General features: G+C 63.8%; 27 protein-coding genes. 15 read left to right on the forward strand and 12 right to left on the reverse strand.

The window, feature by feature from the left end:
- Window positions 1-36: 36 nt before the first annotated feature.
- Window positions 37-921 (forward strand): sugar nucleotide-binding protein, encoded by an 885-nt coding sequence (locus BLU85_RS25610; RefSeq protein ID WP_092204476.1) that lies wholly within the window; start codon window positions 37-39, stop codon window positions 919-921.
- Complete coding sequence (locus tag BLU85_RS25615) at window positions 914-1,843, forward strand: NAD-dependent epimerase/dehydratase family protein (protein WP_092204477.1); 930 nt, start codon at window positions 914-916, stop codon at window positions 1,841-1,843. Before BLU85_RS25610 ends, BLU85_RS25615 begins: the two co-directional genes overlap by 8 nt.
- Window positions 1,844-1,962: 119 nt before the next feature.
- Here the strand turns inward: BLU85_RS25615 and BLU85_RS25620 are convergent, their stop codons facing one another.
- The 5 genes from BLU85_RS25620 to BLU85_RS25640 form a co-directional block, all read right to left on the reverse strand.
- Window positions 1,963-2,661: an OmpW/AlkL family protein gene (locus BLU85_RS25620; RefSeq protein WP_092204478.1), complete on the reverse strand. Its 699-nt coding sequence runs from the start codon at window positions 2,659-2,661 to the stop codon at window positions 1,963-1,965.
- A gap of 248 nt (window positions 2,662-2,909) precedes the next feature.
- Window positions 2,910-3,428, reverse strand: a complete 519-nt coding sequence (locus BLU85_RS25625; RefSeq protein WP_025215734.1) for a DUF3299 domain-containing protein — start codon at window positions 3,426-3,428, stop codon at window positions 2,910-2,912.
- 11 nt (window positions 3,429-3,439) lie between these two features.
- Window positions 3,440-4,705 carry an ABC transporter permease gene (locus BLU85_RS25630; protein ID WP_092204479.1) on the reverse strand — a complete coding sequence of 422 codons (1,266 nt, stop codon included), beginning with the start codon at window positions 4,703-4,705 and terminating at the stop codon, window positions 3,440-3,442.
- Between the two features lies 1 nt (window position 4,706).
- Window positions 4,707-5,417 (reverse strand): ABC transporter ATP-binding protein, encoded by a 711-nt coding sequence (locus tag BLU85_RS25635; protein ID WP_092204480.1) that lies wholly within the window; start codon window positions 5,415-5,417, stop codon window positions 4,707-4,709.
- 136 nt (window positions 5,418-5,553) lie between these two features.
- Entirely contained in the window at window positions 5,554-6,141 is a 588-nt protein-coding gene (locus tag BLU85_RS25640; protein WP_092204481.1) for a DUF2796 domain-containing protein, read from the reverse strand.
- 120 nt (window positions 6,142-6,261) lie between these two features.
- Here BLU85_RS25640 and BLU85_RS25645 point away from each other — a divergent pair, with 120 nt between their 5' ends.
- The gene (locus tag BLU85_RS25645) at window positions 6,262-6,612 is read left to right on the forward strand and encodes a hypothetical protein (RefSeq protein WP_092204482.1); all 351 of its coding nucleotides are present in this window, start codon (window positions 6,262-6,264) and stop codon (window positions 6,610-6,612) included.
- A gap of 99 nt (window positions 6,613-6,711) precedes the next feature.
- Here BLU85_RS25645 and trxA read toward each other — a convergent pair whose 3' ends face one another.
- The 3 genes from trxA to BLU85_RS25660 all read right to left on the reverse strand — a co-directional run bounded on the left by trxA (window position 6,712) and on the right by BLU85_RS25660 (window position 8,886).
- Window positions 6,712-7,584: a thioredoxin gene (gene trxA, locus BLU85_RS25650; RefSeq protein ID WP_092204483.1), complete on the reverse strand. Its 873-nt coding sequence runs from the start codon at window positions 7,582-7,584 to the stop codon at window positions 6,712-6,714.
- Window positions 7,585-7,771: 187 nt separating this feature from the next.
- On the reverse strand, window positions 7,772-8,425 hold the full coding sequence (locus tag BLU85_RS25655; RefSeq protein ID WP_092204484.1) for a class I SAM-dependent methyltransferase: 654 nt from the start codon (window positions 8,423-8,425) through the stop codon (window positions 7,772-7,774).
- Window positions 8,422-8,886 carry a YbaY family lipoprotein gene (locus tag BLU85_RS25660; protein WP_092204485.1) on the reverse strand — a complete coding sequence of 155 codons (465 nt, stop codon included), beginning with the start codon at window positions 8,884-8,886 and terminating at the stop codon, window positions 8,422-8,424. The genes BLU85_RS25655 and BLU85_RS25660 overlap by 4 nt, the downstream gene beginning before the upstream one ends.
- 127 nt (window positions 8,887-9,013) lie before the next feature.
- On the opposite strand from BLU85_RS25660, the gene nrdR reads away from it, so the two are divergent.
- The 12 genes from nrdR to BLU85_RS25720 all read left to right on the forward strand — a co-directional run bounded on the left by nrdR (window position 9,014) and on the right by BLU85_RS25720 (window position 17,828).
- Window positions 9,014-9,478 (forward strand): transcriptional regulator NrdR, encoded by a 465-nt coding sequence (gene nrdR / locus BLU85_RS25665; RefSeq protein ID WP_013694316.1) that lies wholly within the window; start codon window positions 9,014-9,016, stop codon window positions 9,476-9,478.
- Complete coding sequence (gene ribD, locus BLU85_RS25670) at window positions 9,475-10,608, forward strand: bifunctional diaminohydroxyphosphoribosylaminopyrimidine deaminase/5-amino-6-(5-phosphoribosylamino)uracil reductase RibD (protein ID WP_092204486.1); 1,134 nt, start codon at window positions 9,475-9,477, stop codon at window positions 10,606-10,608. Before nrdR ends, ribD begins: the two co-directional genes overlap by 4 nt.
- 46 nt (window positions 10,609-10,654) lie before the next feature.
- Window positions 10,655-11,317: a riboflavin synthase gene (locus BLU85_RS25675; RefSeq protein WP_092204487.1), complete on the forward strand. Its 663-nt coding sequence runs from the start codon at window positions 10,655-10,657 to the stop codon at window positions 11,315-11,317.
- A gap of 16 nt (window positions 11,318-11,333) precedes the next feature.
- Complete coding sequence (gene ribBA / locus BLU85_RS25680; RefSeq protein WP_072410441.1) at window positions 11,334-12,425, forward strand: bifunctional 3,4-dihydroxy-2-butanone-4-phosphate synthase/GTP cyclohydrolase II; 1,092 nt, start codon at window positions 11,334-11,336, stop codon at window positions 12,423-12,425.
- A 247-nt stretch (window positions 12,426-12,672) separates the two neighbouring features.
- Complete coding sequence (gene ribE / locus BLU85_RS25685; protein ID WP_003206025.1) at window positions 12,673-13,149, forward strand: 6,7-dimethyl-8-ribityllumazine synthase; 477 nt, start codon at window positions 12,673-12,675, stop codon at window positions 13,147-13,149.
- Window positions 13,146-13,646, forward strand: coding sequence for a transcription antitermination factor NusB (nusB, locus tag BLU85_RS25690; protein WP_003185935.1), 501 nt, complete (start codon window positions 13,146-13,148; stop codon window positions 13,644-13,646). The genes ribE and nusB overlap by 4 nt, the downstream gene beginning before the upstream one ends.
- 18 nt (window positions 13,647-13,664) lie before the next feature.
- Window positions 13,665-14,630 carry a thiamine-phosphate kinase gene (gene thiL / locus BLU85_RS25695; protein WP_092204488.1) on the forward strand — a complete coding sequence of 322 codons (966 nt, stop codon included), beginning with the start codon at window positions 13,665-13,667 and terminating at the stop codon, window positions 14,628-14,630.
- Complete coding sequence (locus BLU85_RS25700; RefSeq protein WP_053125805.1) at window positions 14,627-15,130, forward strand: phosphatidylglycerophosphatase A family protein; 504 nt, start codon at window positions 14,627-14,629, stop codon at window positions 15,128-15,130. Before thiL ends, BLU85_RS25700 begins: the two co-directional genes overlap by 4 nt.
- Window positions 15,131-15,141: 11 nt before the next feature.
- Entirely contained in the window at window positions 15,142-15,900 is a 759-nt protein-coding gene (locus tag BLU85_RS25705) for a substrate-binding periplasmic protein (RefSeq protein ID WP_092204489.1), read from the forward strand.
- Between the two features lie 109 nt (window positions 15,901-16,009).
- Window positions 16,010-16,627 (forward strand): GTP cyclohydrolase II, encoded by a 618-nt coding sequence (gene ribA, locus BLU85_RS25710; RefSeq protein WP_092204490.1) that lies wholly within the window; start codon window positions 16,010-16,012, stop codon window positions 16,625-16,627.
- Entirely contained in the window at window positions 16,624-17,043 is a 420-nt protein-coding gene (locus BLU85_RS25715) for an MFS transporter (RefSeq protein ID WP_092204491.1), read from the forward strand. Before ribA ends, BLU85_RS25715 begins: the two co-directional genes overlap by 4 nt.
- On the forward strand, window positions 17,043-17,828 hold the full coding sequence (locus BLU85_RS25720; protein WP_092204492.1) for a cobalamin-binding protein: 786 nt from the start codon (window positions 17,043-17,045) through the stop codon (window positions 17,826-17,828). Before BLU85_RS25715 ends, BLU85_RS25720 begins: the two co-directional genes overlap by 1 nt.
- A 114-nt stretch (window positions 17,829-17,942) precedes the next feature.
- On the opposite strand, the gene BLU85_RS25725 is transcribed toward BLU85_RS25720, so the two are convergent.
- The 4 genes from BLU85_RS25725 to BLU85_RS25740 all read right to left on the reverse strand — a co-directional run bounded on the left by BLU85_RS25725 (window position 17,943) and on the right by BLU85_RS25740 (window position 23,109).
- On the reverse strand, window positions 17,943-19,823 hold the full coding sequence (locus BLU85_RS25725) for a TonB-dependent receptor domain-containing protein (RefSeq protein WP_092204493.1): 1,881 nt from the start codon (window positions 19,821-19,823) through the stop codon (window positions 17,943-17,945).
- 145 nt (window positions 19,824-19,968) lie between these two features.
- Entirely contained in the window at window positions 19,969-21,867 is a 1,899-nt protein-coding gene (gene dxs, locus BLU85_RS25730; protein ID WP_092204494.1) for a 1-deoxy-D-xylulose-5-phosphate synthase, read from the reverse strand.
- A gap of 115 nt (window positions 21,868-21,982) precedes the next feature.
- The gene (gene ispA / locus BLU85_RS25735) at window positions 21,983-22,870 is read right to left on the reverse strand and encodes a (2E,6E)-farnesyl diphosphate synthase (protein WP_092204495.1); all 888 of its coding nucleotides are present in this window, start codon (window positions 22,868-22,870) and stop codon (window positions 21,983-21,985) included.
- Window positions 22,867-23,109, reverse strand: a complete 243-nt coding sequence (locus tag BLU85_RS25740) for an exodeoxyribonuclease VII small subunit (protein ID WP_003185917.1) — start codon at window positions 23,107-23,109, stop codon at window positions 22,867-22,869. Before BLU85_RS25740 ends, ispA begins: the two co-directional genes overlap by 4 nt.
- Window positions 23,110-23,232 lie beyond the last annotated feature (123 nt).

A 23,232-nucleotide genomic window follows, 5' to 3' on the forward strand; every position in this document is an offset into this window, starting at 1 on the left:
CAATTTTTGTGCCAATAGAGTGGGCCTGCTGACTTTATGCGAATGCGCCTTATGTTACTGGGCGGCGGAAATGCCCTTGGGCAGGCGCTGATTCGCCTCGGTGCAGAAGAAGACATCGGTTTTCTTGCCCCCCGCCCGCCCGAAGACGGCTGGGATGCCGCGAGCCTGACGCAGCTGCTCGACGACACCCGGCCGGACGCCTTGATCAACCTGGCGTACTACTTCGACTGGTTCCAGGCCGAGGCCGTCAGCGAGCAGCGCCTGGCCGGCCAGGAGCGCGCTGTCGAGCGTCTGGCCGGGCTGTGCCAGCATCACAACATCATCTTGCTGCAACCGTCGAGCTATCGGGTGTTCGACGGTTCCCGTGCCACGGCCTACAGCGAGAAGGACGAGCCCGTGCCCCTGGGCGTGCGCGGCCAGGCGCTGTGGCGGATCGAGCAAAGCGTGCGCGCCACCTGCCCGCAGCATGTGTTGCTGCGTTTTGGCTGGCTGCTAGACGACAGCGCCGATGGCACCCTCGGCCGTTTCCTGGCCCGGGCCGAGCAACCCGAAGAGCTGTTGCTGGCTGACGACCGCCGGGGCAATCCGACGCCCGTGGACGATGCCGCGCGGGTGATCATTTCGGTGCTCAAGCAACTCGATTGCGCGGCGCCGCTGTGGGGCACCTATCATTACGCCGGGCATGAGGCGACCACGCCACTGGCGCTGGGCCAGGCGATCCTCACCGAAGCCCGCGCCCTGCATCCGCTGGCCATCGAGTCGCCCACGCCCCAGGCCCATGCCGCACGGCCGGACGCCGCGGAAGAACCGCAGCACGCGGTGCTGGCCTGCAAGAAAATTCTGCACACTTTCGGGATCAAGCCCCGCGCCTGGCGCGCAGCACTCCCGGGCTTACTGGATAGGTTTTATCGCCATGGCTGAAGGCCCTGTTTTAATCACCGGCGGCGCGGGTTTCATTGGTTCGCACCTGACCGACGCCTTGCTCGCCAAGGGGCATGCGGTGCGTATCCTCGATGATCTGTCCACCGGCAAGCGCAGCAACCTGCCGCTGGACAACCCGGCGGTCGAACTGATCGAAGGCGACGTCGCCGATGCCGCCCTGGTGGCCCGGGCCATGGCCGGTTGCAGCGCCGTGGCGCACCTGGCTGCGGTGGCCTCGGTGCAAGCCTCGGTGGATGACCCGGTGCGTACGCACCAGAGCAATTTCATCGGCACCCTGAATGTCTGCGAAGCCATGCGCCAGAGCGGGGTGAAGCGGGTGCTGTTCGCTTCCAGCGCAGCGGTCTACGGCAACAACGGCGAAGGCGAGTCCATCGACGAGGAAACCCCCAAGGCCCCGCTCACGCCCTATGCCTCGGACAAGCTCGCCAGCGAGTTCTACTTCGATTTCTATCGTCGCCAGCACAACCTGGAGCCGGTGGTGTTCCGCTTCTTCAACATCTACGGCCCGCGCCAGGATCCGTCCTCGCCGTATTCCGGGGTCATCAGCATCTTCAGCGAACGGGCACAGAAGGGCCTGCCGATCACCGTATTCGGCGACGGCGAGCAGACCCGGGACTTTGTCTATGTCGAAGACTTGGTGGATTTGCTGGTGCAGGCCATCGAGAAGCCCGAGGTGGAAGTGGGCGCGGTGAACGTCGGCTGGAACCAGGCCACGACCCTGAAGCAGATGCTCCAGGCCCTGGCCGCCGTGGTGGGCGACCTGCCACCGATCAGCTATGGCCCGGCGCGTTCCGGCGACATTCGCCATTCCCGGGCCGACAACCACCGGTTGGTGCAGCGCTTCAGCTTCCCACAGCAAACGCCGCTGAGTGTGGGGTTGGCGCGGTTGCTGGGGCGCTAAAACTGTGGGAGCGAGCTTGCTCGCGATAGCGCTGGGTCAGTCAACATCATTGCTGGCTGATCCACCGTCATCGCGAGCAAGCTCGCTCCCACAGGGATGTTCGTACCTTTAAGTTCGGCTTAGAACTTGTAGCCCAACCCCACCATGTAGATGAACGGATCCACATCGACATTCACCTTGGCCCGGGTACCACCGGCCACGGCGTTGTTGTCCACATAGGCGGTAGTGTCGATGTCGATGTAGCGGATCTGGCCGTTGATCATGATGTTGTCGGTCAGCATGTAGTCGGCACCGACCTGCCAGGCCATGCCCCAGCTGTTTTTCGCCCGGAAGTTGCTGAAGCCATTGGCGCTGGCTTCGCTGCCGACGTGTTCGTCGTAGATCCAGGTGTAGTTGATACCGGCACCGACATAGGGCTGGAACGCCGACTTGGCGTCGAGCGGGTAGTAGACCAGGCTCAGTGTGGGCGGCAGGTGCTTGAGGGTGCCGAGCTTGCCATTGGCCGCGCCGAGGGCGGTGCCTTTGATTTTCACGTCGTGCTCGAACGGCGAGGCCGCCAGCAGTTCGATACCCCAATTGTTGGTCAGCATGTAGGCGAAGTTCAGGCCCAGTTGCGTATCGCTGCTCATGGTCGCCTTGCCGCCCAGGTCGGCGCCGGCCAGCGGACCACGTTCGACCTTGACGCTGGAGCTGTCGGCCTCTGGATTGACGGTGATAGCGCCGGCGCGAACGATGATGTCACCGGCCGTATGGGCCTGGGCGAGCGGGGCTGCGAGCGCGAGGGCGACGAGGGAAGCGCTGAGCAAGGACTTGTGCATGGGGGCTCCAGAGGACATTTCAAAATTGATGTCCCATGGTACGGAGCCGCCTGGGCCGGTCTTTTGACTCAGCTCAATGAGTCTTGGTCGATTAATTGACCCAGCTCAATGAAATGATGATGAGCAAGCTTTGACGGCCCCATCGCGAGCAAGCTCGCTCCCACACAGGTCGCATAGGCACTGAGATCTCCTGTGGGAGCGAGCTTGCTCGCGATAGCTATCTGACGGACTGCCCATCACCACCCGATTCACTCCGGCAACTCATACACATAAATCTTCTGCGCCTCCATCTGATATCCCGCATCGGCCAGTTCGCTGGTGGACGGCTTGACCTGCATCGGCCCTTCGACCCAGTACGGCTGGTACAGCTCGTCGAGCTTCACGCCGACCTCGCTTTTCACATGCACGATCTGGTTCGACGGCGGTGGCGGCACGTGGATGCAGGCGCCGAAATACGGCACCAGCAGGAAGTCCGTGGTGCGACCTTCCTCGCTGACTTCCAGCGGCACGATGTAGCCTGGCAAGCGAATCTGCTGGCCATCGAGGGCCTTGACCACCGGCGCGTTGGGCAAATCCTGCTTGGCGGCTGGAGCGGACTCGGCGGCCAGGGCGTCGCTCATCTTCGACAGGTCGTGCAGGGGCGTCATGTTCGGCACTTCCGGCGGTGCATCCGGCGGGATCATTTCCGACCAGGCCAGGTCCCTCGGCTCGGCCGCCCACAGCGGCAGGGCGACCATCATCAACAGTGCAAGCAGGGCGCGGGGCATCTTCAAGGTCCTCATAGACGGATCGACAGGCCGTCGGCCAACGATTGGCGATAGGCGCGCCAGGCCGGCACGCTGCCCATCAGCAGGGCGGCGACCAGGATGCCCGCCAGCAGCGTCCATTCATATTCGCTCGGCCAGCCCAGGGGCAAGTACAAACCGTAGGCCGACTGCACGTAGCCCTGGGCGGCGGCGATGCCGATGTACAGCAACGCCAGCCCGGCGATGACCCCGGCCAGCGCCAGGGCAAAGGCTTCGAACACCAGCAGCGTCGCGATGTGCCACGGCCTCGCGCCCACCGAACGCAGGATCGCCATTTCCCGGCGGCGCTCGTTGAGGCTGGTGAGGATCGCCGTGAGCATGCCGATCAACCCGGTCAGGACCACGAACAGCGAAATCACGAACAAGGCCTTTTCCGCCGTGCCCATCAGGCTCCACAACTCCTGCAGTGCTACGCCGGGGAGGATGGCCAGCAGCGGTTCGCCACGGAACTCATTGATCTCGCGCTGCAAGGCGAAGGTCGAAATCTTGCTGTTGAGGCCGAGCATGAACGCGGTGATCGCTTGGGGCGTGAGGTCCATGTTGCGGGCCTGGTCGGCGCTGATGCGCCCATTGCCCTGGGCCGGCACGCCGTTCTTCCAGTCGATGTGGATCGCCTCCATGCCGCCGAGGCTGATGTGCAGCGTACGATCCACCGGGGTGCCGGTGCGCTTGAGAATCCCGACCACGGTGAAGGGCTTGTCGTCATGCTTGACCAGGCTGATCGCCGCCACGCCATGGGCCAGCACCAGTTTGTCACCAAGCTTATAGTGCAGCGCCTCGGCCACTTCGGCACCGAGCACCACTTCGAACGGATCGCTGGCGAAGGCCCGGCCATCGGCCAGTTCCAGGTGTTGCTGGCGGCCGTACTGGTAATGCTCGAAGTAGGCTTCGGTGGTGCCCATCACCCGGTAGCCGCGATGGGAATCGCCCAGGGACATGGGGATCGCCCACTTCACTTTCGGGTTCTTGGCGAACTGTTCGAAGCTATCCCAGCGGATGTTGTTGGTGGCGTTGCCGATGCGAAACACCGAATACAGCAGCAGGTTCACCGATCCGGAGCGGGCACCGACGATCAGGTCGGTGCCGCTGATGGTGCTGGCGAAACTGGCTCGCGCCTCGGTGCGCACTCGCTCCACCGCCAGTAACAGACAGACCGAGAGGGCGATGGCAAACGCGGTGAGGATCGCGGTGAAGCGGCGGTTCGCCAGGCTGGCCATGGCTAGACGGAACAAATACATCTCAGACCTCGAGTGGCGTGGCGGCGCGATTGAGATCGGCCAGCGAGAGGTGGCGGTCGAACAGCGACGCCAGGCTCTGGTCATGGCTGACGAACAACAGGCTCGACCCGGCCTCGCGGCATTCGGCGAACAACAGCCGAAGGAAGTTTTCCCGGGCGTCGTAGTCCAGGGCTGAAGTCGGTTCGTCGGCGATCACCAGTTCCGGTTGACCGATCAAGGCCCGGGCGGCGGCGACCCGTTGTTGCTGGCCGATGGACAACGAGTCGGCGCGACGCTCCAACAGGTTCGGATCGGTCAAGCCCAGGTGGGCCAGCAGCGTGGCGGCCGCTTGATCGACACTGCCATGGCGCTGGCTGGCCCGTTGCGCGCGCAGTTTCGAGAAGTGGCAGGGCAGTTCGACGTTCTCCCGTACCGAGAGAAACGGCAGCAGGTTGAACTGCTGGAAAATATAACCGGTATGGTCCACGCGAAAGCGGTCGCGGCGGCCGGCGGCCAGTTCGCTGAGTTCCTGGCCGAGCAGGCGGATGCTGCCGCGATCCGGCGTTTGCACCCCGCCCAACAGCCCCAGCAGCGTGGTCTTGCCGCTGCCACTCGGACCCTTGAGGAACAAGGTTTCACCCGCTTCCAGGCGAAACGCCGGAATATCCAGCAAGGGCGGATGCCCGGGCCAACTGAAGCCCAGGTCGGACAGTTCGATGAGTGCTTGGGTCATATGAAACCGGTCAGATCAAGGTGAACCCCTGTGGGAGCGAGCTTGCTCGCGATAGCGCTGGGTCAGGCTACATCTGTATTGGATGTGCCGGCCTCATCGCGAGCAAGCTCGCTCCCACATCGGGTTTTGCGGTGAATCAAAATTTCAGGGTTGGCGCCTTGGCCGTCACTTCCACGCCTTGTTGGCCACTCGGGCTGATCAGTTGTACCTGAATTTTCTGGGTGGCCGGGAAGGTTTTGAACAGTGTCGCCAGGTCCAGGTCCTTCAATGCACCAGCGGCGGCGCAGGTGAACTGATAGTGGGCATGGATCTCACTGTGCTCGTGGTGTTCGTCGCCATCGGCGTCTTCGTCATGGTCTTCGTGGTCCGGTTCATCGCCGAACAACGGGCTTTCCAGTTCCTGTTGGGCCACGCTGCACTTGGCGGCGACCGGCAGGTTGAACAACGCCAGCGGCTTGTCCAACAGCGCCCGTACCGCGGCGACCTTGGCCTTGTCGGCATCGCTGGTGGCGGCATGTTCGAAGCCCACCAGGTTCATCGCCGGGCTTTCCAGCTCCAGCTCCAGGGTCTGGCCATCCAGGGCAGCGTTCAGTCGAGCAACGCCGTGTTCATGGGCGCCGAGGCTGCCATGTTCGTGATCATGGTCGTGGTCATGCTCCACCGCCGCATGAGCGACAGCCAATGGCAGCAGGGCGAACGGCAAAGCGAGAAGCAGACGACGCATGACGAGTCTCCGAAAAGGTTATGTAATCTTATAACGAAAGTGCGGAGAGTTTGACCGTCTGCTTGGCGTCGCGCAAGGGCCATGGGAGCATGCGTACATGAAATATTCAGGAGCACGGTGATGTTGCGGATACGCGGAACCGTCGGCGAATGGCCGGTGGACTTGACGATCGAAATGGATGAGGGCGACTGGGCGCAGCTCGGCGCGCAGTTGCAAGTGGCCAAATCCGAAGGCGCGGCTGCACCGGCGGCCAAACCGACGAACCAGGACGATGCCCAATGGCAGATCGCCAAGGAACTGCTGCGCAAGGCCGGCCAACTGAGCGGTCCGGACCTGCTGGAGCAGCTCGAAGGCCTGACCGGCAGCGCCTCGGCAGGCAAGCGCCTGTTGGTGCGCCTGCGCCATAGCCCGGATGTAAAAGTCATCAGTGGCGGCGACACACCACTCTATAGCTGGCACGAAACCGCGTAGGAGCTGACGAGCGAAGCGAGGCTGCGAGCTTTCCCCAGACGCTTGAGTCTCAAGCGAAAGATCAAAAGATCGCAGCCTTCGGCAGCTCCTACAGGGGAGTCAATACAACGCCGCGAACAGTTTGCGGCGATAGGTCGTCACCAGCGGATGATCGTTGCCCAGCAGTTCGAATACCTGCAACAAGGTCTTGTGGGGCAAGCCTTCGCTGTAGCCGCGGTTACGCACGAACAGCTTGAGCAGCGCATCGAGGGCCGCTTCGTACTGTTGGCGCGCCAGTTGCTGGATCGCCAGTTGGTACACCGCTTCATCGTCTTGCGGGTCTTTCGCCAGGCGCGCCTTGAGGTCGGCGGCGTCCGGCAGGTGCTTGGCCAGGCCGAGGAACTGGATCTGCGCCTTGGCACCGGCGAGGGCGGCCTTGTGCTCATCGCTTTTCACCGCGTCGAGCACGGTCTGCGCTTCGTCCATCTCGCCGCGCTCGGTCAGGCAGCGGGCATACAGGATCAGCGCCTTGGCGTTGGTGTTGTCTTCACCCAGCAACACGGTGAGCACGGCTTCGGCGTCGGCGAAACGACCGTCGTCGAACAGCGCCTGGGCCTGTTCGAACGGGTCGGCGGCGGCCGGCGGTGGCATCTGCACATGGGGTTCGAGCATCGTGCGTACCGCCGATTCCGGCTGGGCACCGGCAAAGCCGTCGACGGGCTGACCGTCCTTGAACAACACCACCGTCGGCAGGCTGCGAATGCCGAAGCGGGCCACAATGTCCTGCTCGATGTCGCAGTTGACCTTGGCCAGCAGCAATTCGCCTTGATAGCTCTCGGCAATGGTTTGCAGCATTGGCATCAGAGCCTTGCACGGCGCACACCACTCGGCCCAGAAATCCACCAGTACCGGTTTGTGGAAAGAATTCGCGATCACCGATTGGTCGAAATCGGCGGTGGTGGCGTCGAAGATGTAGGGCGTTTCCTGAGTCATGGGCAATCTCGTAGAGCGCTTGAATGGGGCAACTATACGGCGTGGTGGGGGGTGGCTGAAAGCGGGGTGGCGGTGAGAGGTGTGTAGATTGGCAGGGCCCCATCGCGAGCAAGCTCGCTCCCACAAGGGATCTCGAGTGTTCATGCGTCCCCTGTGGGAGCGAGCCTGCTCGCGATGCTTTTTAGGGTCAGCGCCGCGCGTGGTACAGGCTCACATGGCGAAACTCTTCCGGCTCGGCCAGGTCCGGCAGGGTCATGGCCTGGAGCATTTCGATGCGCCGGTACAGCGGATGCTGGAAATCCCGCACCCGGGAATCGGCCACCAACGCCTCGCGACCACGACTGAGGAACTGGTCGAGCAGCGGCAGGTTGGCCCGGTCGTAGAGTACGTCGGCGACCAGGATCAGGTCGAAACGATCGGCCTCGGCGAAAAAGTCCGTCGAATAACCCAGCTCCACGCCATTGAGCGCGGCATTGGCCTGGCAGGCGGCAATCGCCAGTGGGTCGAGGTCGCAGGCCACCACTTCCAGGGCTCCGGCCTTGACCGCCGCGATGCCCGCCACGCCGGAACCGGCACCAAAATCCAGCACCCGCTTGCCTTCCACCCACTGCGGCTGCTCGGCGAGGTAGCGGGCCATCGCCAGGCCGCTGGCCCAGCAGAAACTCCAATAGGGCGGCTCGTGGAGAATGCGCCGGGTTTCTTCCGGGCTGAAGGCGCGGTCCATGTTGTCGCCGTCGATCAGCCACAACGTCAAGTCAGCGCCGGGGAGCGGACAAGCCACCAGACGCGCGTCGCCAAGCAATTCACTCAACGCCCGTTGCAGGTCTTGCGGTGCACTCATGGCGCTTTGACGAATTGCAGGGTGCCCAATGCCTGGGTGGTCGGTTGGCTGATGCGTTGTTCCGGCAAGTGCAGGATCAACTGGCCGGACTGGCTGGCGCGGCCACGCAGTTCCACGCGGGCGCCCACCGGGAAGGCTTCCGGGTTGAAGCGCAAACGGAAGGGCAGGGCCTGGTTGGTGCCGATCAGGCTGGAACTGGCGAGCAATTGTTGTGGACGGTCCTTGTCGTCGATCACCAGCAGCGCCAGTTCCACTTCGGCTCCGGCCGGCACGCCTTGCAGGGTGCCGCTGATTTCACGCTGGTACGCCGGTAATGGCCCCAGCTCGGCCGCCTGGCGGGCTTTTTCCTGGGCCTGTTTCGGCGCGGGGGCCGGAGCGGGAGCGGCGGGCTTGGGGGCATCGCTGCTGCACGCCATCAGCAGGCTGAAAAAACTGAGCAAAACGAGCGATCGTAGCGGCATGTGTGGCTCCAGCAAGGTGAATTCCATGGATCTGACGGTAAGCCCGTCTGTATACCGTAAACCCTATGGCTTGTCTTGCCAGTGGGATGCGCTACCATGGCCCTCCCTTTTTTTGTTGCCTGCCACCATGCACTGTCCCTTCTGCGGTGCCAACGACACCAAGGTCATCGACTCGCGACTGGTCGCCGAGGGCGAACAAGTCCGCCGCCGCCGCGAATGCCTGGCTTGCGGCGAGCGTTTCACGACGTTCGAGACTGCTGAACTGGTGTTGCCGCGCCTGATCAAAACCGACGGCAGCCGCCAGCCGTTCGACGAAGAAAAACTGCGCGCCGGCATGCAGCGCGCCTTGGAAAAGCGCCCGGTGAGCGTCGAGCGCCTGGAAGCGGCGCTGGTGCACATCAAGCACAAGCTGCGGGCCACCGGCGAGCGCGAGGTCAAGTCCCTGGTGGTCGGAGAGTTGGTGATGGCCGAGCTGCAGAAGCTCGACGAAGTCGCCTACATCCGTTTCGCCTCGGTATACCGGCGCTTCCAGGACCTGAACGAGTTCCGTGAAGAAATCGACCGCCTGGCCCGCGAACCGGTGAAAGAATGACCGGCCCGGCGCAGCAGGCTGTCCTCGACGCCCACTACATGGCCCGTGCCCTGGAGTTGGCGCGACGTGGTCACTACACCACCGACCCCAACCCCCGGGTCGGTTGCGTGATCGTGCGTGACGGGCAGATTGTCGGCGAAGGCTGGCACATCCGCGCTGGCGAGCCCCATGCCGAAGTCCATGCCCTGCGGGCCGCCGGTGACAACGCCCGGGGCGCCACGGCCTACGTGACCCTCGAGCCTTGCAGTCATCACGGGCGTACCCCGCCTTGTGCCGATGCGCTGGTCAACGCCGGCGTGGCGCGGGTGGTGGCAGCGATGCAGGACCCTAACCCGGCAGTCGCCGGGCGCGGCCTGCAACGCCTGGCCCAGGCCGGCATCGCCACTGAAAGCGGCGTGCTGGAAGGTGAGGCGCGCAAGCTCAATGAAGGTTTTCTCAAGCGCATGGAACAGGGCCTGCCGTTCGTGCGGGTCAAGCTCGCCATGAGCCTGGATGGCCGCACCGCCATGGAAAGCGGCGAAAGCCAGTGGATCACCGGCCCGGCCGCACGTTCGGCGGTCCAACGCTTGCGCGCCCAGGCCAGTGTGGTGCTGACCGGTGCCGATACGGTGCTGGCGGACAACGCCCGGCTGACCGTACGCGCCGATGAACTTGGGCTGGATGCCGAGCAGACTGCGTTGGTCATGAGCCGTCCGCCGTTGCGGGTACTGGTGGACGGGCGCCTGCGGGTGCCCCTGGATGCGGCGTTTTTCAAGGCCGGCCCGGCGCTGGTCGCTACCTGCATGGCGGTGGAAGAACAGTACGCCAACGGTCCTGAATGCATGATCGTGGCGGGCGATGACGGCCAGGTCGATCTGCGTCGGCTGCTGGTGGCGCTGGCTGCCCGGGATGTCAATGAAGTGCTGGTGGAGGCCGGTCCGCGCCTGGCGGGGGCTTTCGCCCGACTGGGGCTGGTGGACGAGTTCCAGATCTTCATCGCCGGCAAATTCCTCGGTTCTTCGGCGCGGCCACTGCTGGACTGGCCGCTGGCGCAGATGAAGGACGCTCCCCAGCTGAAAATCACCGAAATCCGCGCCGTGGGCGATGACTGGCGAGTCATCGCCATTCCCGTTCCACCGGCCAGCGTATAATTCCTGGCTTTCGCTCACGCGGCGGCCCGTTCTCGAGGAGGACTCCATGTTTACCGGCATCATCGAATCCATCGGCAGCATCCGTGCACTCACCCCCAAGGGCGGCGATGTGCGGGTCCATGTCGAAACCGGCAAGCTCGACCTGAGCGACGTCAAGCTGGGCGACAGCATCGCGGTAAACGGCGTCTGCCTGACCGCCGTTGAACTGCCAGGCAACGGCTTCCTGGCGGACGTCAGCCGCGAAACCCTCGACTGCACGGCCATGAACGACCTCAAGAGCGGCAGCCCGGTCAACCTGGAAAAAGCCCTGACCCCCACCACTCGCCTGGGCGGGCACCTGGTCAGCGGCCACGTGGACGGCGTCGGCGAAGTGGTCTCGCGCACGGATAACGCCCGGGCCGTGGAGTTTCGCATCCGCGCCCCGAAGGAACTGGCCAAGTACATTGCCCATAAAGGCTCGATCACCGTCGACGGCACCAGCCTGACGGTCAACGCGGTGGATGGCGCCGAATTCCTGCTGACGATCATTCCCCACACGCTGAGCGAAACCATCATGGCTTCGTACCGGCCAGGTCGCCGGGTCAACCTGGAAGTCGACTTGTTGGCCCGTTACCTGGAGCGCCTGCTGTTGGGTGACAAGGCCGCAGAGCCTGCTGCGGGTAACATCACCGAAAGTTTTCTGGCCGCCAACGGCTACCTCAAATCCTGACCCAAGGGGGTGCCGCGTGGCGCTCAATAGCATCGAAGAACTGGTTGAAGACATCCGCCAAGGCAAGATGGTCATCCTCATGGATGACGAAGACCGCGAGAACGAAGGCGACCTGATCATGGCCGCCGAGTGCTGCAAGGCCGAACACATCAACTTCATGGCCAAGCACGCCCGTGGCCTGATCTGCATGCCGATGACCCGCGAGCGCTGCGAACTGCTCAAGCTGCCGCTGATGGCGCCACGCAACGGCTCGGGCTTCGGCACCAAGTTCACCGTGTCCATCGAGGCCGCCGAAGGCGTGACCACCGGGATCTCCGCCGCTGATCGCGCGCGCACCGTACAGGCTGCCGCCGCCCGGGACGCCAAGGCCGAAGACATCGTCAGCCCCGGCCACATCTTCCCGCTGATGGCCCAGGCCGGTGGCACCCTGGCCCGCGCCGGCCACACCGAAGCGGCGTGCGACCTGGCGCGCATGGCCGGCTTCGAACCCAGCGGCGTGATCTGCGAAGTGATGAACGACGACGGCACCATGTCCCGTCGCGCGGAGCTGGAAACCTTCGCCGCCGAACACAACATCAAGATCGGCACCATCGCCGACCTGATCCACTACCGGATGATCCACGAACGTACCGTTCAGCGGATTGCCGAGCAGCCGCTGGACAGCGAACTGGGCCAGTTCAACCTGGTGACCTACCGCGACTCGGTGGAAGGCGACGTGCACATGGCGCTGACCCTGGGCACCGTATGCGCCGAAGAGCCGACCCTGGTGCGCGTGCACAACATGGACCCGCTGCGCGATTTGCTGATGGTCAAGCAACCCGGTCGCTGGAGCCTGCGGGCCGCCATGGCCGCAGTGGCCGAGGCCGGCAGCGGCGTGGTGTTGCTGCTCGGCCACCCGCTCGATGGCGACGTGCTACTGGCGCACATTCGCGAAACCGCGGATCAAACCGCAGTGAAAAAACCGACCACCTACAGCATCGTCGGTGCCGGTTCGCAGATCCTTCGTGACCTGGGCGTGCGTAAAATGCGCCTGATGAGCGCACCGATGAAATTTAATGCGATATCCGGTTTCGATCTGGAAGTTGTAGAATACGTGCCCTCCGAATAATGGCCTGCGGATTCCGGCATTATTGTTCAGGCTTGTTAGATTATTGTGGCGAGGGGATTTATCCCCGCTGGACTGCACAGCAGTCCCAAAAAAGGGGCCGCTTCGCAGCCCAGCGGGGATAAATCCCCTCGCCACAAAGGTACGCAAGTGAGCGGCAATGCGGGATCCGCGAGTGCTGTAATTCGTGGCTAATATCACTGAAGGAGCGCGTATAGAACGCGCTCTGGCTCTTTAAGAGATCTGACGAATGACCCTGAAGACCATCGAAGGTACCTTCATCGCCCCTAAAGGCCGCTACGCTCTGGTAGTGGGCCGTTTCAACAGTTTCGTGGTCGAGAGCCTGGTTGGCGGTGCGGTCGATGCCCTGGTTCGCCATGGCGTGAGCGAAAGCGACATCACCATCATCCGTGCCCCTGGCGCCTTCGAAATTCCGCTGGTTGCGCAGAAAGTCGCTCAAAAGGGCGAATATGCGGCGATCATCGCCTTGGGCGCGGTCATTCGTGGCGGTACTCCGCACTTCGAATACGTGGCTGGCGAATGCACCAAGGGCCTGGCCCAGGTGTCCATGGAGTTCGGCGTGCCGGTCGCTTTTGGCGTGCTGACCGTTGATTCCATCGAACAAGCCATCGAACGTTCCGGCACCAAGGCCGGTAACAAAGGTGCCGAAGCTGCCCTGTCCGCCCTGGAAATGGTCAGCCTGCTGGCGCAGTTGGAGGCCAAGTGATTAGCGACGAAAGCGATCGTTTCAACCCGCGCGATCCAAAGCCTGCGGACGCCGGCAAGCCCTCGAAAAGCGTCAAGCGTCGCGAAGCCCGTCAGCTCGCGACCCAGGCGCTGTATCAATGGCACATGGCCAAGCAGTCGCTGAACGAGATCGAAGCGCAGTTTCGGGTCGATAACGATTTCAGTGATGTCGACGGTGCTTATTTCCGCGAGATCCTGCACGGGGTCCCGCAGTTCAAGACCGAAATCGACACCGCCCTCACGCCTTGCCTGGACTTGACCATCGAAGAGCTGGATCCGGTTGAGCTGGCGGTTCTGCGCCTGTCCACCTGGGAACTGCTCAAGCGCGTCGACGTACCGTACCGCGTGGTGATCAACGAAGGGATCGAACTGGCGAAAGTCTTCGGTTCCACCGATGGCCACAAGTTCGTCAACGGTGTGCTCGACAAGCTCGCCCCGCGCCTGCGTGAAGCTGAAGTGAAGGCGTTCAAGCGCTGATTGGCGCTTGTTATCCCAATGGGTGAGTTTGAGCTGATCCGTAACTACTTCGCCGCCGCGCCTTGTGCGCAGGGCGGCGAGGGCGTTGCGCTGGGGATCGGCGACGACTGCGCCTTGCTGGCAGCTCCTTCCGGGGAACAGCTGGCGGTCTCCACCGACACGCTTGTGGTCGGTGTGCATTTTCCAGACCCTTGCGACCCATTCCTGCTCGGCCAGCGCTCGCTGGCCGTGGCGGTCAGCGACCTGGCTGCCATGGGCGCCAAGCCCTTGGCCTTTACCCTGGCCCTGACCTTGCCGACGGTGACCGCCGATTGGCTGCAAGCCTATGCCCGCGGTTTGAACCAGATGGCCCAGGCCTGTGGCGTGGCGCTGGTGGGAGGGGACACCACGCGTGGGCCGTTGAGCCTGACCATGACCGTGTTCGGCCACGTGCCGTCCGACCAGGCCCTGACCCGCAGCGGCGCGCAGCCCGGCGACCTGCTGTGTGTTGGCGGTGAACTGGGCAATGCCGCCGGCGCCTTGCCGTTGGTGCTCGGCCAGCGTCGCGCCGAGCCTGGGATTGCCGAGCCACTGTTGGCACATTATTGGTCGCCCCGGCCGCAGATCGACTTGGGCCTGGCGTTGCGGGGAAAGGCCAGCGCGGCGATGGATATTTCCGATGGCCTGCTGGCCGATTGTGGGCATATCGCCCTGGCGTCCGGGGTAGCCTTGCAGGTTGAACGGGACCGACTGCCGCTGTCCAGCGCTCTGGTCGCGTTTCTTGGTGGGGCCGATGCCGCGCAGGCCGCCCTGAGTGGCGGTGACGATTACGTGCTGCTGTTCGCCCTGCCGCCGAGCCGGTTGTCGGCGTTGCAGGCCGAAGGCTGGCCGATCCATGTGATCGGCAGCGTGCTGGCCGGGCAAGGCGTCACGCTGGTCGACAGCGACGGGCACGACATCACCCCGCACGTACGGGGCTATCAACATTTTCGGGAGACACCGTGACAGATCATCCCAACCAGGTCCCGGCAGAGTTCGTTCCGCCTTCGGTCTGGCGCAATCCCTGGCATTTCCTGGCATTTGGCTTTGGTTCGGGCACTTTACCTAAAGCGCCGGGCACCTGGGGCTCGCTGGTTGCGCTACCCTTCATTCCGTTGTGGCAGATGTTGCCGGACTGGGGCTACTGGTTGATGCTCGGCATCACCATGCTGTTTGGCTTCTGGCTGTGTGGCAAAGTGGCGGACGACCTGCGGGTGCACGATCATGAAGGCATCGTCTGGGACGAAATGGTCGGCATGTGGATCACCTTGTGGTTGGTGCCGGAAGGCTGGTATTGGTTGCTGACGGGATTTCTGGTGTTCCGTTTCTTCGATATCCTCAAGCCGTGGCCGATCCGCTGGATCGACCGACATGTGCACGGAGGTGTCGGGATCATGCTCGACGATGTATTGGCCGGGGTTTTCGCCTGGCTGGCAATGCAAGGATTGGTGTGGTGTTTCACCTGAAGGAGCCAGGCATGGGCGTAAGCCGCGCACTATTGCTGTTGCTGTGTCTAGGAGCCTGTGCGGGTGTGAGGGTGGCCGAGTCGGCGCCGCTGCCTGACAAGGTCCGCGCGGCCAGCGAGGAGTGGGCCGATTACACCCAGGCCGATGGCCAGGGCATGGGCTGGGACATCTTGCGCGCGGTGTTCGAGCCTGAAGGCGTCAAGCTGGAAATCCGCAGCGTGCCCTACACCCGTTCGATCGGGCTGGTGCAGCGCGGCGAGGTCGACGTGCAGGTCGGCGCCTATCGGGATGAATCCGAAGGCGTGCTTTACCCGAAGTGGCACTACGACGTCGATCACATCTATGCCTTGGGGTTGGCCTCCAAGCCGACGCCCACCCTGGCGACGATTGGCAACTATCGGCTGGTATGGATGCGCGGGTACGAATACAACAACTACCTGCCCAATGTCCGGCGTTTCAATGAGATCCACCGGGCGGTGGGTATCTTGCCGATGCTGATCCATGAGCGAGCGGATTTTTACATCGATGCGTCGATGGAAATCGAAGAAGTGCTCGCCAAGGCCGATAACCCGAAGCAATTCAAACTCTCGCCCCTGATCAACTTGCCCCTCTACCTGGGCTTTGCCAACACCGCCAACGGACGGGCACTGAGCGAACTGTTCGACCGGCGGATGGAAGTGCTGGTGAAAACCGGCCAGCTCAAGCCGATTTTCGAACATTGGAAGCAACCCTATCCTTTCGACGAGAATGGCAAGCCACCGAAGCCGTAATCAAACTTTTCGATGGTTATGGCCGACAATTCAGCCTAAGCGTCGGTCGGGACGTGCTGTTACAATGCCCGCCTCTGCGAAACTCCAGTACTAGATCAGGAGCACACCGGTGCCTGTCGTTTTTGTTGCCGCTTCCAAGCTGCCAACGCCCTTTGCGCAATTCACCATGCATGGTTTTCTCGATGAAGCCACCGGCCGCGAGCATGTCGTGCTCAGCCTGGGTGATTTCGCCGACGGTTCGGCGGTGCTGGGCCGCCTGCATTCCGAATGCCTGACTGGCGATGCCTTGTTCAGCCAGCGCTGCGATTGCGGTTCGCAACTCGAGGCCGCGCTGCAGGCCATCGCCCGCGAAGGTCGTGGCGTGTTGCTGTACCTGCGCCAGGAAGGCCGTGGCATCGGCTTGTTGAACAAGATCCGCGCCTATGAACTGCAAGATGGCGGTGCCGATACCGTGGAAGCCAACGAGCGCCTTGGCTTTGCCGCCGACCTGCGCGACTACAGCATCTGCCTGCCGATGCTGGAGCATCTGGGCGTGAAGTCGCTGCGCTTGATGACCAACAACCCACGCAAGGTCAAGGCGTTGACCGACATGGGCATCGTGGTGGCCGAGCGTGTGCCGCTGCACACCGGCCACAACCCCCACAACAAACTCTATTTGGCGACCAAGGCCAGCAAGCTCGACCACATGATGGGCAACGAGCACCAAGGCGAGGTTGACCGGGCGTGACGCGCGGTCAGGTTCGGCGGCGGCTGTCGGTCAGTTGGTGGAAATACCTGGCCCTGGCCTTGCTGCCACTGTTCGTGATCAATGCGGTGTTCGGCCAGGGCGAAGCGATTCTGCCGGTGCTGGCGATGCCGTTGTTCATTGCCGGCCTGGCGTCGATGTTTGTCAGCCTGCGATTCTTCGGGCCGTATAAACAGGCCCTGGTCACCACCCAGAAAGCCCTCGACACACCCGAAGAGCCCCAGGCCTGGATCGACCTGGCGGCCCGTCGCCGTGCCGCCTTCCTGGTGGCCGGGCTGCCGGCCTGGATCGGTGCCCTGGCGGTGTTCGTGGGCCTGGAAGCCGTGCCGTTGATGCTGCTGGCCTTGTCGACCGCCGTGTTGTTCTACCTGTACCGCATCCCGCGTCAACTCGGCTGATGAGCCGCTGGCTGGCGGTCTTGCTGCTGGCCGTCAGTGCCTCGACGATGGCCGCCTCGCGGGTCGTCAGCCTGGCGCCGTCGCTGTCGGAAATCGTCGTTGAACTGGGCTCCGCCGACCTGTTGGTGGGTGTGCTGGATGGCGGGGATCGCCCGCCGGCGCTCAGGGACGTGCCCTCGGTAGGCCGTTACGGGCAACTGGACATGGAGCGCCTACTCAGCCTCAAGCCCGATCTGCTCCTGCTCTGGCCTGGCAGTGTCGGCCCGGCCCAGCGCGAGCAGCTCAAGGGCCTGGGCATCCCCATCCATGTCGCCGAGCCCCGCAGCCTCGACCAACTCATCACGCAAATCGAAGCCATCGCCCAGCAGCTCGGCCGCCCGGAGCGGGGCGTGCAACGGGCGGCGCAGCTGCGCGTGCGTCTCGAGGCGCTACGCCAGCGCTATCGACGAGACCCGCCGTTGCCGGTGTTCTACCAGGTCTGGGACCGGCCGCTGTACACCGTTGGTGGTGGGCAGATCATCAGTGATGCGCTGAGCGTGTGCGGTGCCCACAACGTTTTTGCCGACCTGAGCGTGCCGGCGCCGCAGGTGAGTGTGGAAGCGGTGCTGCAACGTAATCCGCACGTCATCCTGGCCACGGAACAGAGGCAGCTCGATGCCTGGAAAACCTGGCCGGTGGCGCAGGGGCGGTTGTTGTTGGTCAATGACAAAGGCCTGGAGCGGCCCAGTGGGCAGATGATCGAGGCGACGGCGCGGCTATGTGAGCTGATTGCGCCAGACCGATAGACCGCGGCGCCTGCAATCGCGAGCAAGCTCACTTCCACAGGGATTCACCACAGGTTAACTGTGGGAGCGAAGCTTGCTCGCGATGACGCCAGCCCAGACACCACAGTTCCTGGATCAGAATTCCGGTGTCCAAGTCACCCCAAACAACCAAGCCCGACCTTCCTCCCGATACCCATACTGCCCTCCATCATGGCTATACAGCGCCCGGCTGTAGCCCTTGTCCAGCAGGTTATCCACCTTCATCTCCAGCTTCACCTCCCGGGTCAGCGTCCAACTGCCACGCAACCCGAGCAGGGCATAGCCGCCCAGGGCGTTGCGGTTGTCTTCATCGTCGTAGCTGCCGCTCACCGCTTGCCAGGTGGCGCCCAGGCCGAGGCGGTCGAATTGCCGGTCCAGGTCCAGGCTCAAGGTTCGTCGGGCGCGGCGGGCCAGGGTGTGACCGCTGTCACGGTCGCGCGGGTCGATAATGGCCAGGGCCAGATTGCCCTGCCAGCCGAAGACATCCTGCAGATAGGCCATTTCAAAGCCGTTGATCCGCGCCGAGGCGACGTTCTGCGGGCGTGAGTCGCGGCCAAAAATGATCGCGTCTTCCAGGTCGGTGCGGTACAGCGAGGTTTCCAGGCGGGCGCTGTCGCCCAGTTGGCTGCGCCATTGCAGCTCGTAGCTCTTGGCCGTCTCGGGCTTGAGGTCGGGGTTGCTGAAGTCCGGGTAGTACAGGTCGTTGAAAGTCGGTGCGCGGAAGCTCTCGCTGTAGGTCAGCAACAGGTCGTTGGCCGGATTGACTGGCACGGTGAGGGTGCCGCTCCAGCTGTTCTGGCCGCCAAACTGTTGGTTCTGGTCGCGACGCAGGCCCAGTTCCGTCGAGAACGTTTCGGTCTGGAAGCGGTGCTGGATGAACGCTGCGCGGTTCCAGCGGCTGTCTTCGTCGAACGGCGTGCTGCTGTTGACCCGGTCCTGATACCCGTCGCCGCCGACGATCAGGCTGTTGCGCTCGTCCAGCGTCACATCGTTCTGCCAGGTCACCGAATCGCGGTAGGTGTTGAAGACTTCGCGGACAGCGCTGAGCTTGTCGAAGGTCTTTTCACGGTTCTCGCTGTGGCCCAGTTCCAGGCGGGACTTCCAGGTGTCGTTGATGCGCCCGTCCACATAGGTGCTGAAGCTGCTCACCGCGAACTCGCTGTAGGGCTGCTGGGGCAGGGACTCGAACGTGCTCGGGTCGAAGCGGCCGAACGGGTTGTCGTATTCGCTTTTGCCGCGGTTATCCAGCAGGTTCAGGCCAACTTCCAGGTCATCGCTGGCCGCGTGGCTCAGGCTCAGGCTGAAGGACTGGTTGCGGTTGGCATCGTCGTCGCGGTCGCTGGCGTAGGACTCGTGGGTCCGGTTGCTGCCGGCGCTGTCGTCGAGGCTGGCGCCGAGGTTGAAACGGGTCTGCTCGTCGCCGCCGGACAGGCCCAGGCTGCGCTCCCGGGCCTGGTGGCTGCCGACCCCCATATGCAGGCGCGGTTGCAGGCCCTGGGTGTTGCCGCGACGGGTGAAAATCTGGATCACCCCGCCCACCGCGTCGGCGCCGTAGATCACCGAGCGCGAACCGCGCAGCACTTCCACGCGCTCGATCTGGTTGATGTTCAGGCGTTGCAGGTTGCTGTCACCGGAGGTGGCGTTGCCGATACGCTGGCCGTCCACCAGCACCAGGCTCTGGGCCGATTTGCTCCCGCGAATGTAAATCCCCGGCAGGCTGCCGCGCCCACCCAGCGGCGCCACTTGCACACCCGGCACGCGGCTGAGCAAGTCCGTGACACTGGCCGGTTGCAGGCGCTCGATGTCGTCGCGGGTGAACACGGTGTTGGCGGCACTGCTGTCGTTGCGGGCCTCGACTTGGCGGTTGGCGCTGATCACGATGTCGGGCAGCTTCAAGGCCTGGTCGCGTTCGAAGGGCTCGGCTAGCAGGTCTGGGGTTGGCAGTAGGGAAAGTGTGAGGGCGAGGCGCAGTTTCATGGGTGTTCCGGACATTTCTGATCTGCACAAACCCCTGTGGGAGCGAGCTTGCTCGCGATGGCGGAGGATCAGTCAAGTCATTCATTGCTGACACACCGCTATCGCGAGCAAGCTCGCTCCCACAGGGAGTTTGTGTTGGCTGAACTTACAGGCCCAACAGCTGCAACCGCTGACGCACCGCCGCTTCGATCCCCGCCTCGTCCAGCCCGCATTCGGCGAGCATCTGCGCCGGCTTGGCGTGTTCGACGTAGCTGTCCGGCAGGCCCAGGTGCAGCACCGACTTGAGGATGTTCTCCCGGGCCAGGAACTCGCTGACCGCCGCGCCGGCACCGCCCATGATGGCGTTTTCCTCGATGGTCACCAGCAGCTCGTGGCTGCCGGCCATCTCGCGCACCAGGGCTTCGTCCAGGGGTTTGACGAAACGCATGTCCACCACGGTGGCGTCCAAGGTATCGGCGACTTTCAAGGCCTCGGCCAGTTGCACGCCGAACACCAGCAGGGCGGTTTGCTTGCCCTGGCGGCGGACCACGCCCTTGCCGATCTCGATGGGTTCGAGGTCGGTCGAGAGGGTCGCGTTCGGGCCGGTGCCACGAGGGTAGCGCACCGCCGCCGGGCCGTTGAACAGATGGCCGGTGGTGAGCATCTTGCGCAGCTCGTTTTCATCGCTCGGGGTCATCACCAGCATGCCGGGGATGCAACGCAGGAACGACAGGTCGAAGCTGCCGGCGTGGGTCGGGCCGTCTTCGCCCACCAGGCCGGCGCGGTCGATGGCGAACAGCACGTCGAGGTTCTGCACCGCCACGTCATGGATCAACTGGTCGTAGGCCCGTTGCAGGAAGGTCGAATAGATCGCCACCACCGGCTTGGCGCCTTCGCAGGCCATGCCGGCGGCGAGGGTCACGGCGTGCTGCTCGGCAATCGCCACGTCGAAATAGCGCTGCGGGTAGCGTTCGCTGAACGCCACCAGGTCCGAGCCTTCCTTCATCGCCGGGGTAATGCCCACCAGACGTGGATCGGCGGCGGCCATGTCGCACAGCCATTGGCCGAAAACGCTGGAGTACTTCGGTCCGCTGGCCTTTTTCGGCGCGGCGGCCGGGGCGTCCAGGGGTTCGAGCTTGGTGATGGCGTGGTAGCCGATCGGGTCGACTTCCGCCGGGGCGAAGCCTTTGCCTTTCTTGGTGACCACGTGCAGGAACTGCGGGCCCTTGAGGTCGCGCATGTTGCGCAGGGTGGCGATCAGGGTAGGCAGGTCGTGGCCGTCGATGGGGCCGATGTAGTTCCAGCCCAGTTCCTCGAACAGCGTGCCGGGCACCAGCATGCCCTTGGCGTACTCTTCGGTGCGGCGGGCGATTTCCCAGGCACCGGGCAGGCGCGACAACACCTTCTTGCTGCCTTCGCGCATGCTGGCGTAGGTGCGGCTGGAGAGGATCTTCGCCAGGTAGTTGGACAGCCCGCCGACATTGCGCGAGATCGACATGTCGTTGTCGTTGAGGATCACCAGCATGTTGGCGTTGACTTCCGGCGCATGGTTCAGCGCCTCGAAGGCCATGCCCGCGGTCAGTGCGCCGTCGCCGATCACGGCGATGGCCTTGCGCTCGCTGTTTTGCAGGCGGGCGGCAATCGCCATGCCCAGGGCGGCGCTGATGGACGTGCTGGAATGGCCGACGCCAAAGGTGTCGTACTCACTCTCGGAGCGACGTGGGAAGGCGGCGATGCCATCCTTCTGGCGCAGCGTGCCCATGCGCTCGCGACGATCGGTGAGGATCTTGTGCGGATAGGCCTGGTGCCCGACGTCCCACACCAGCCGGTCGTCCGGGGTGTCGAACACGTAGTGCAGCGCGATCGTCAGCTCGATGACGCCCAGGCCGGCACCGAAGTGCCCACCGGTCTGGCCGACTGTATAGAGCAGTTCCAGGCGCAACTCATCGGCCAGGGTTTCCAGCTCGGCTTCACCCAGGCGACGCAGGCCGTCCGGCGTGTTGGCGCGGTCCAGCAGGGGCGTGGTCGGGCGCTTGCGGGGAATCTCTTGAAACGTCGTGGGCATCAGGCGAATCGTTATAGGTATAGAAAGAGGCGGCAGTTTACCTTATGCATCGCAAGCTGCCCACGCGTAGGCCGGAACTTGGCCGATACGCACTTATGAATGGGTTGACCCTGTATCAGCTGCGTCGTTCGACGATATAGCGCGCCAGGTCGCGCAACGGCTCGGCCGCCGCGTCAAACGGTCGCAGCGCGGCCAAGGCCTGGTCGCGCAACTCCAGGGCGTAGGCCTTGGCCGCATCGAGGCCGAGCAAGGCCGGGTAGGTCGGCTTGTCCCGGGCGATATCGGCGCCCTGGCGTTTGCCGAGGGTCTGGGTATCGCTTTCAACGTCGAGGATGTCGTCCTGCACCTGGAACGCCAGGCCGATGGCCCGGGCGTAGACCTGCAAGGCCTGCAACTGCTCGGGGGTGGACCGGCCGCTGGCCAGCGCGCCGAGGCGCACGCTCGCCTCGATCAGCGCGCCGGTCTTGTGCCGGTGCATGTATTCCAGGGCGTCCTGGTCCAGCTTCAGGCCCACCGAACCGAGGTCGATGGCTTGGCCGCCGACCATTCCAGCGGGGCCCGCCGCCAACGCCAGGGCGCTGACCATGTCCAGGCGAATCTGCGCCGGGCAGTCGCTCAGGGCCGGGTCCAGCAGGGCGCTGAAGGCCAGGCTTTGCAAGCCGTCGCCGGCCAGGATCGCGCAGGCTTCGTCGAATTGCTTGTGGGTGGTCGGTTGGCCGCGGCGCAGGTCATCATCGTCCATGGCTGGCAAGTCGTCGTGCACCAGCGAATACGCGTGGATCAGCTCCACCGCGCAGGCCGCGCCGTTGGCCTGTTCGGCCTGGCCGCCCAAGGCTTCGCACGCGGCATAGGCCAACAGCGGCCGCACACGCTTGCCGCCGTTCATCACGCTGTAGCGCATCGCTTCGTACAGGCGCGCCAGTTCCGGGCTCGGGGCGCTGAACAAGGTATCCAGTGCAGCATTGACCCGGGCCTGGCTGCTGGCCTGATAGGCACCGATCATTCAGGTTGTTCCGCGTCGAAAGGCTCTTCGGTCAGCTCACCGTCGCGCTCGAGCAGCAATTGCACTTTCTGCTCGGCCTGGGCCAGCGCCGCCTGGCAGTCGCGAGTCAAGCCGATGCCCTGCTCGAAGGCGGTCAGCGAGTCTTCCAGCGACAATTCGCCGTTCTCCAGCCGTTCCACCAGCGTTTGCAGGTCGGCCAGAGATTGTTCGAAATCCAGTGCAGCTTTTTTGCGGGCCATGGCGGCTATTCCGGTTGACTGTTAAACCGGCGCGACACTAGCAGACATGGGGTTTTGGGGCAAATCAGGGCAGGGGGATCGAAGCGGGACAACGGGCTTGCACCGACCTGCTTTGGTGGCGAG

Source organism: Pseudomonas sp. NFACC14 (genome assembly GCF_900106885.1).
Classification (GTDB): domain Bacteria; phylum Pseudomonadota; class Gammaproteobacteria; order Pseudomonadales; family Pseudomonadaceae; genus Aquipseudomonas; species Aquipseudomonas fluorescens_AA.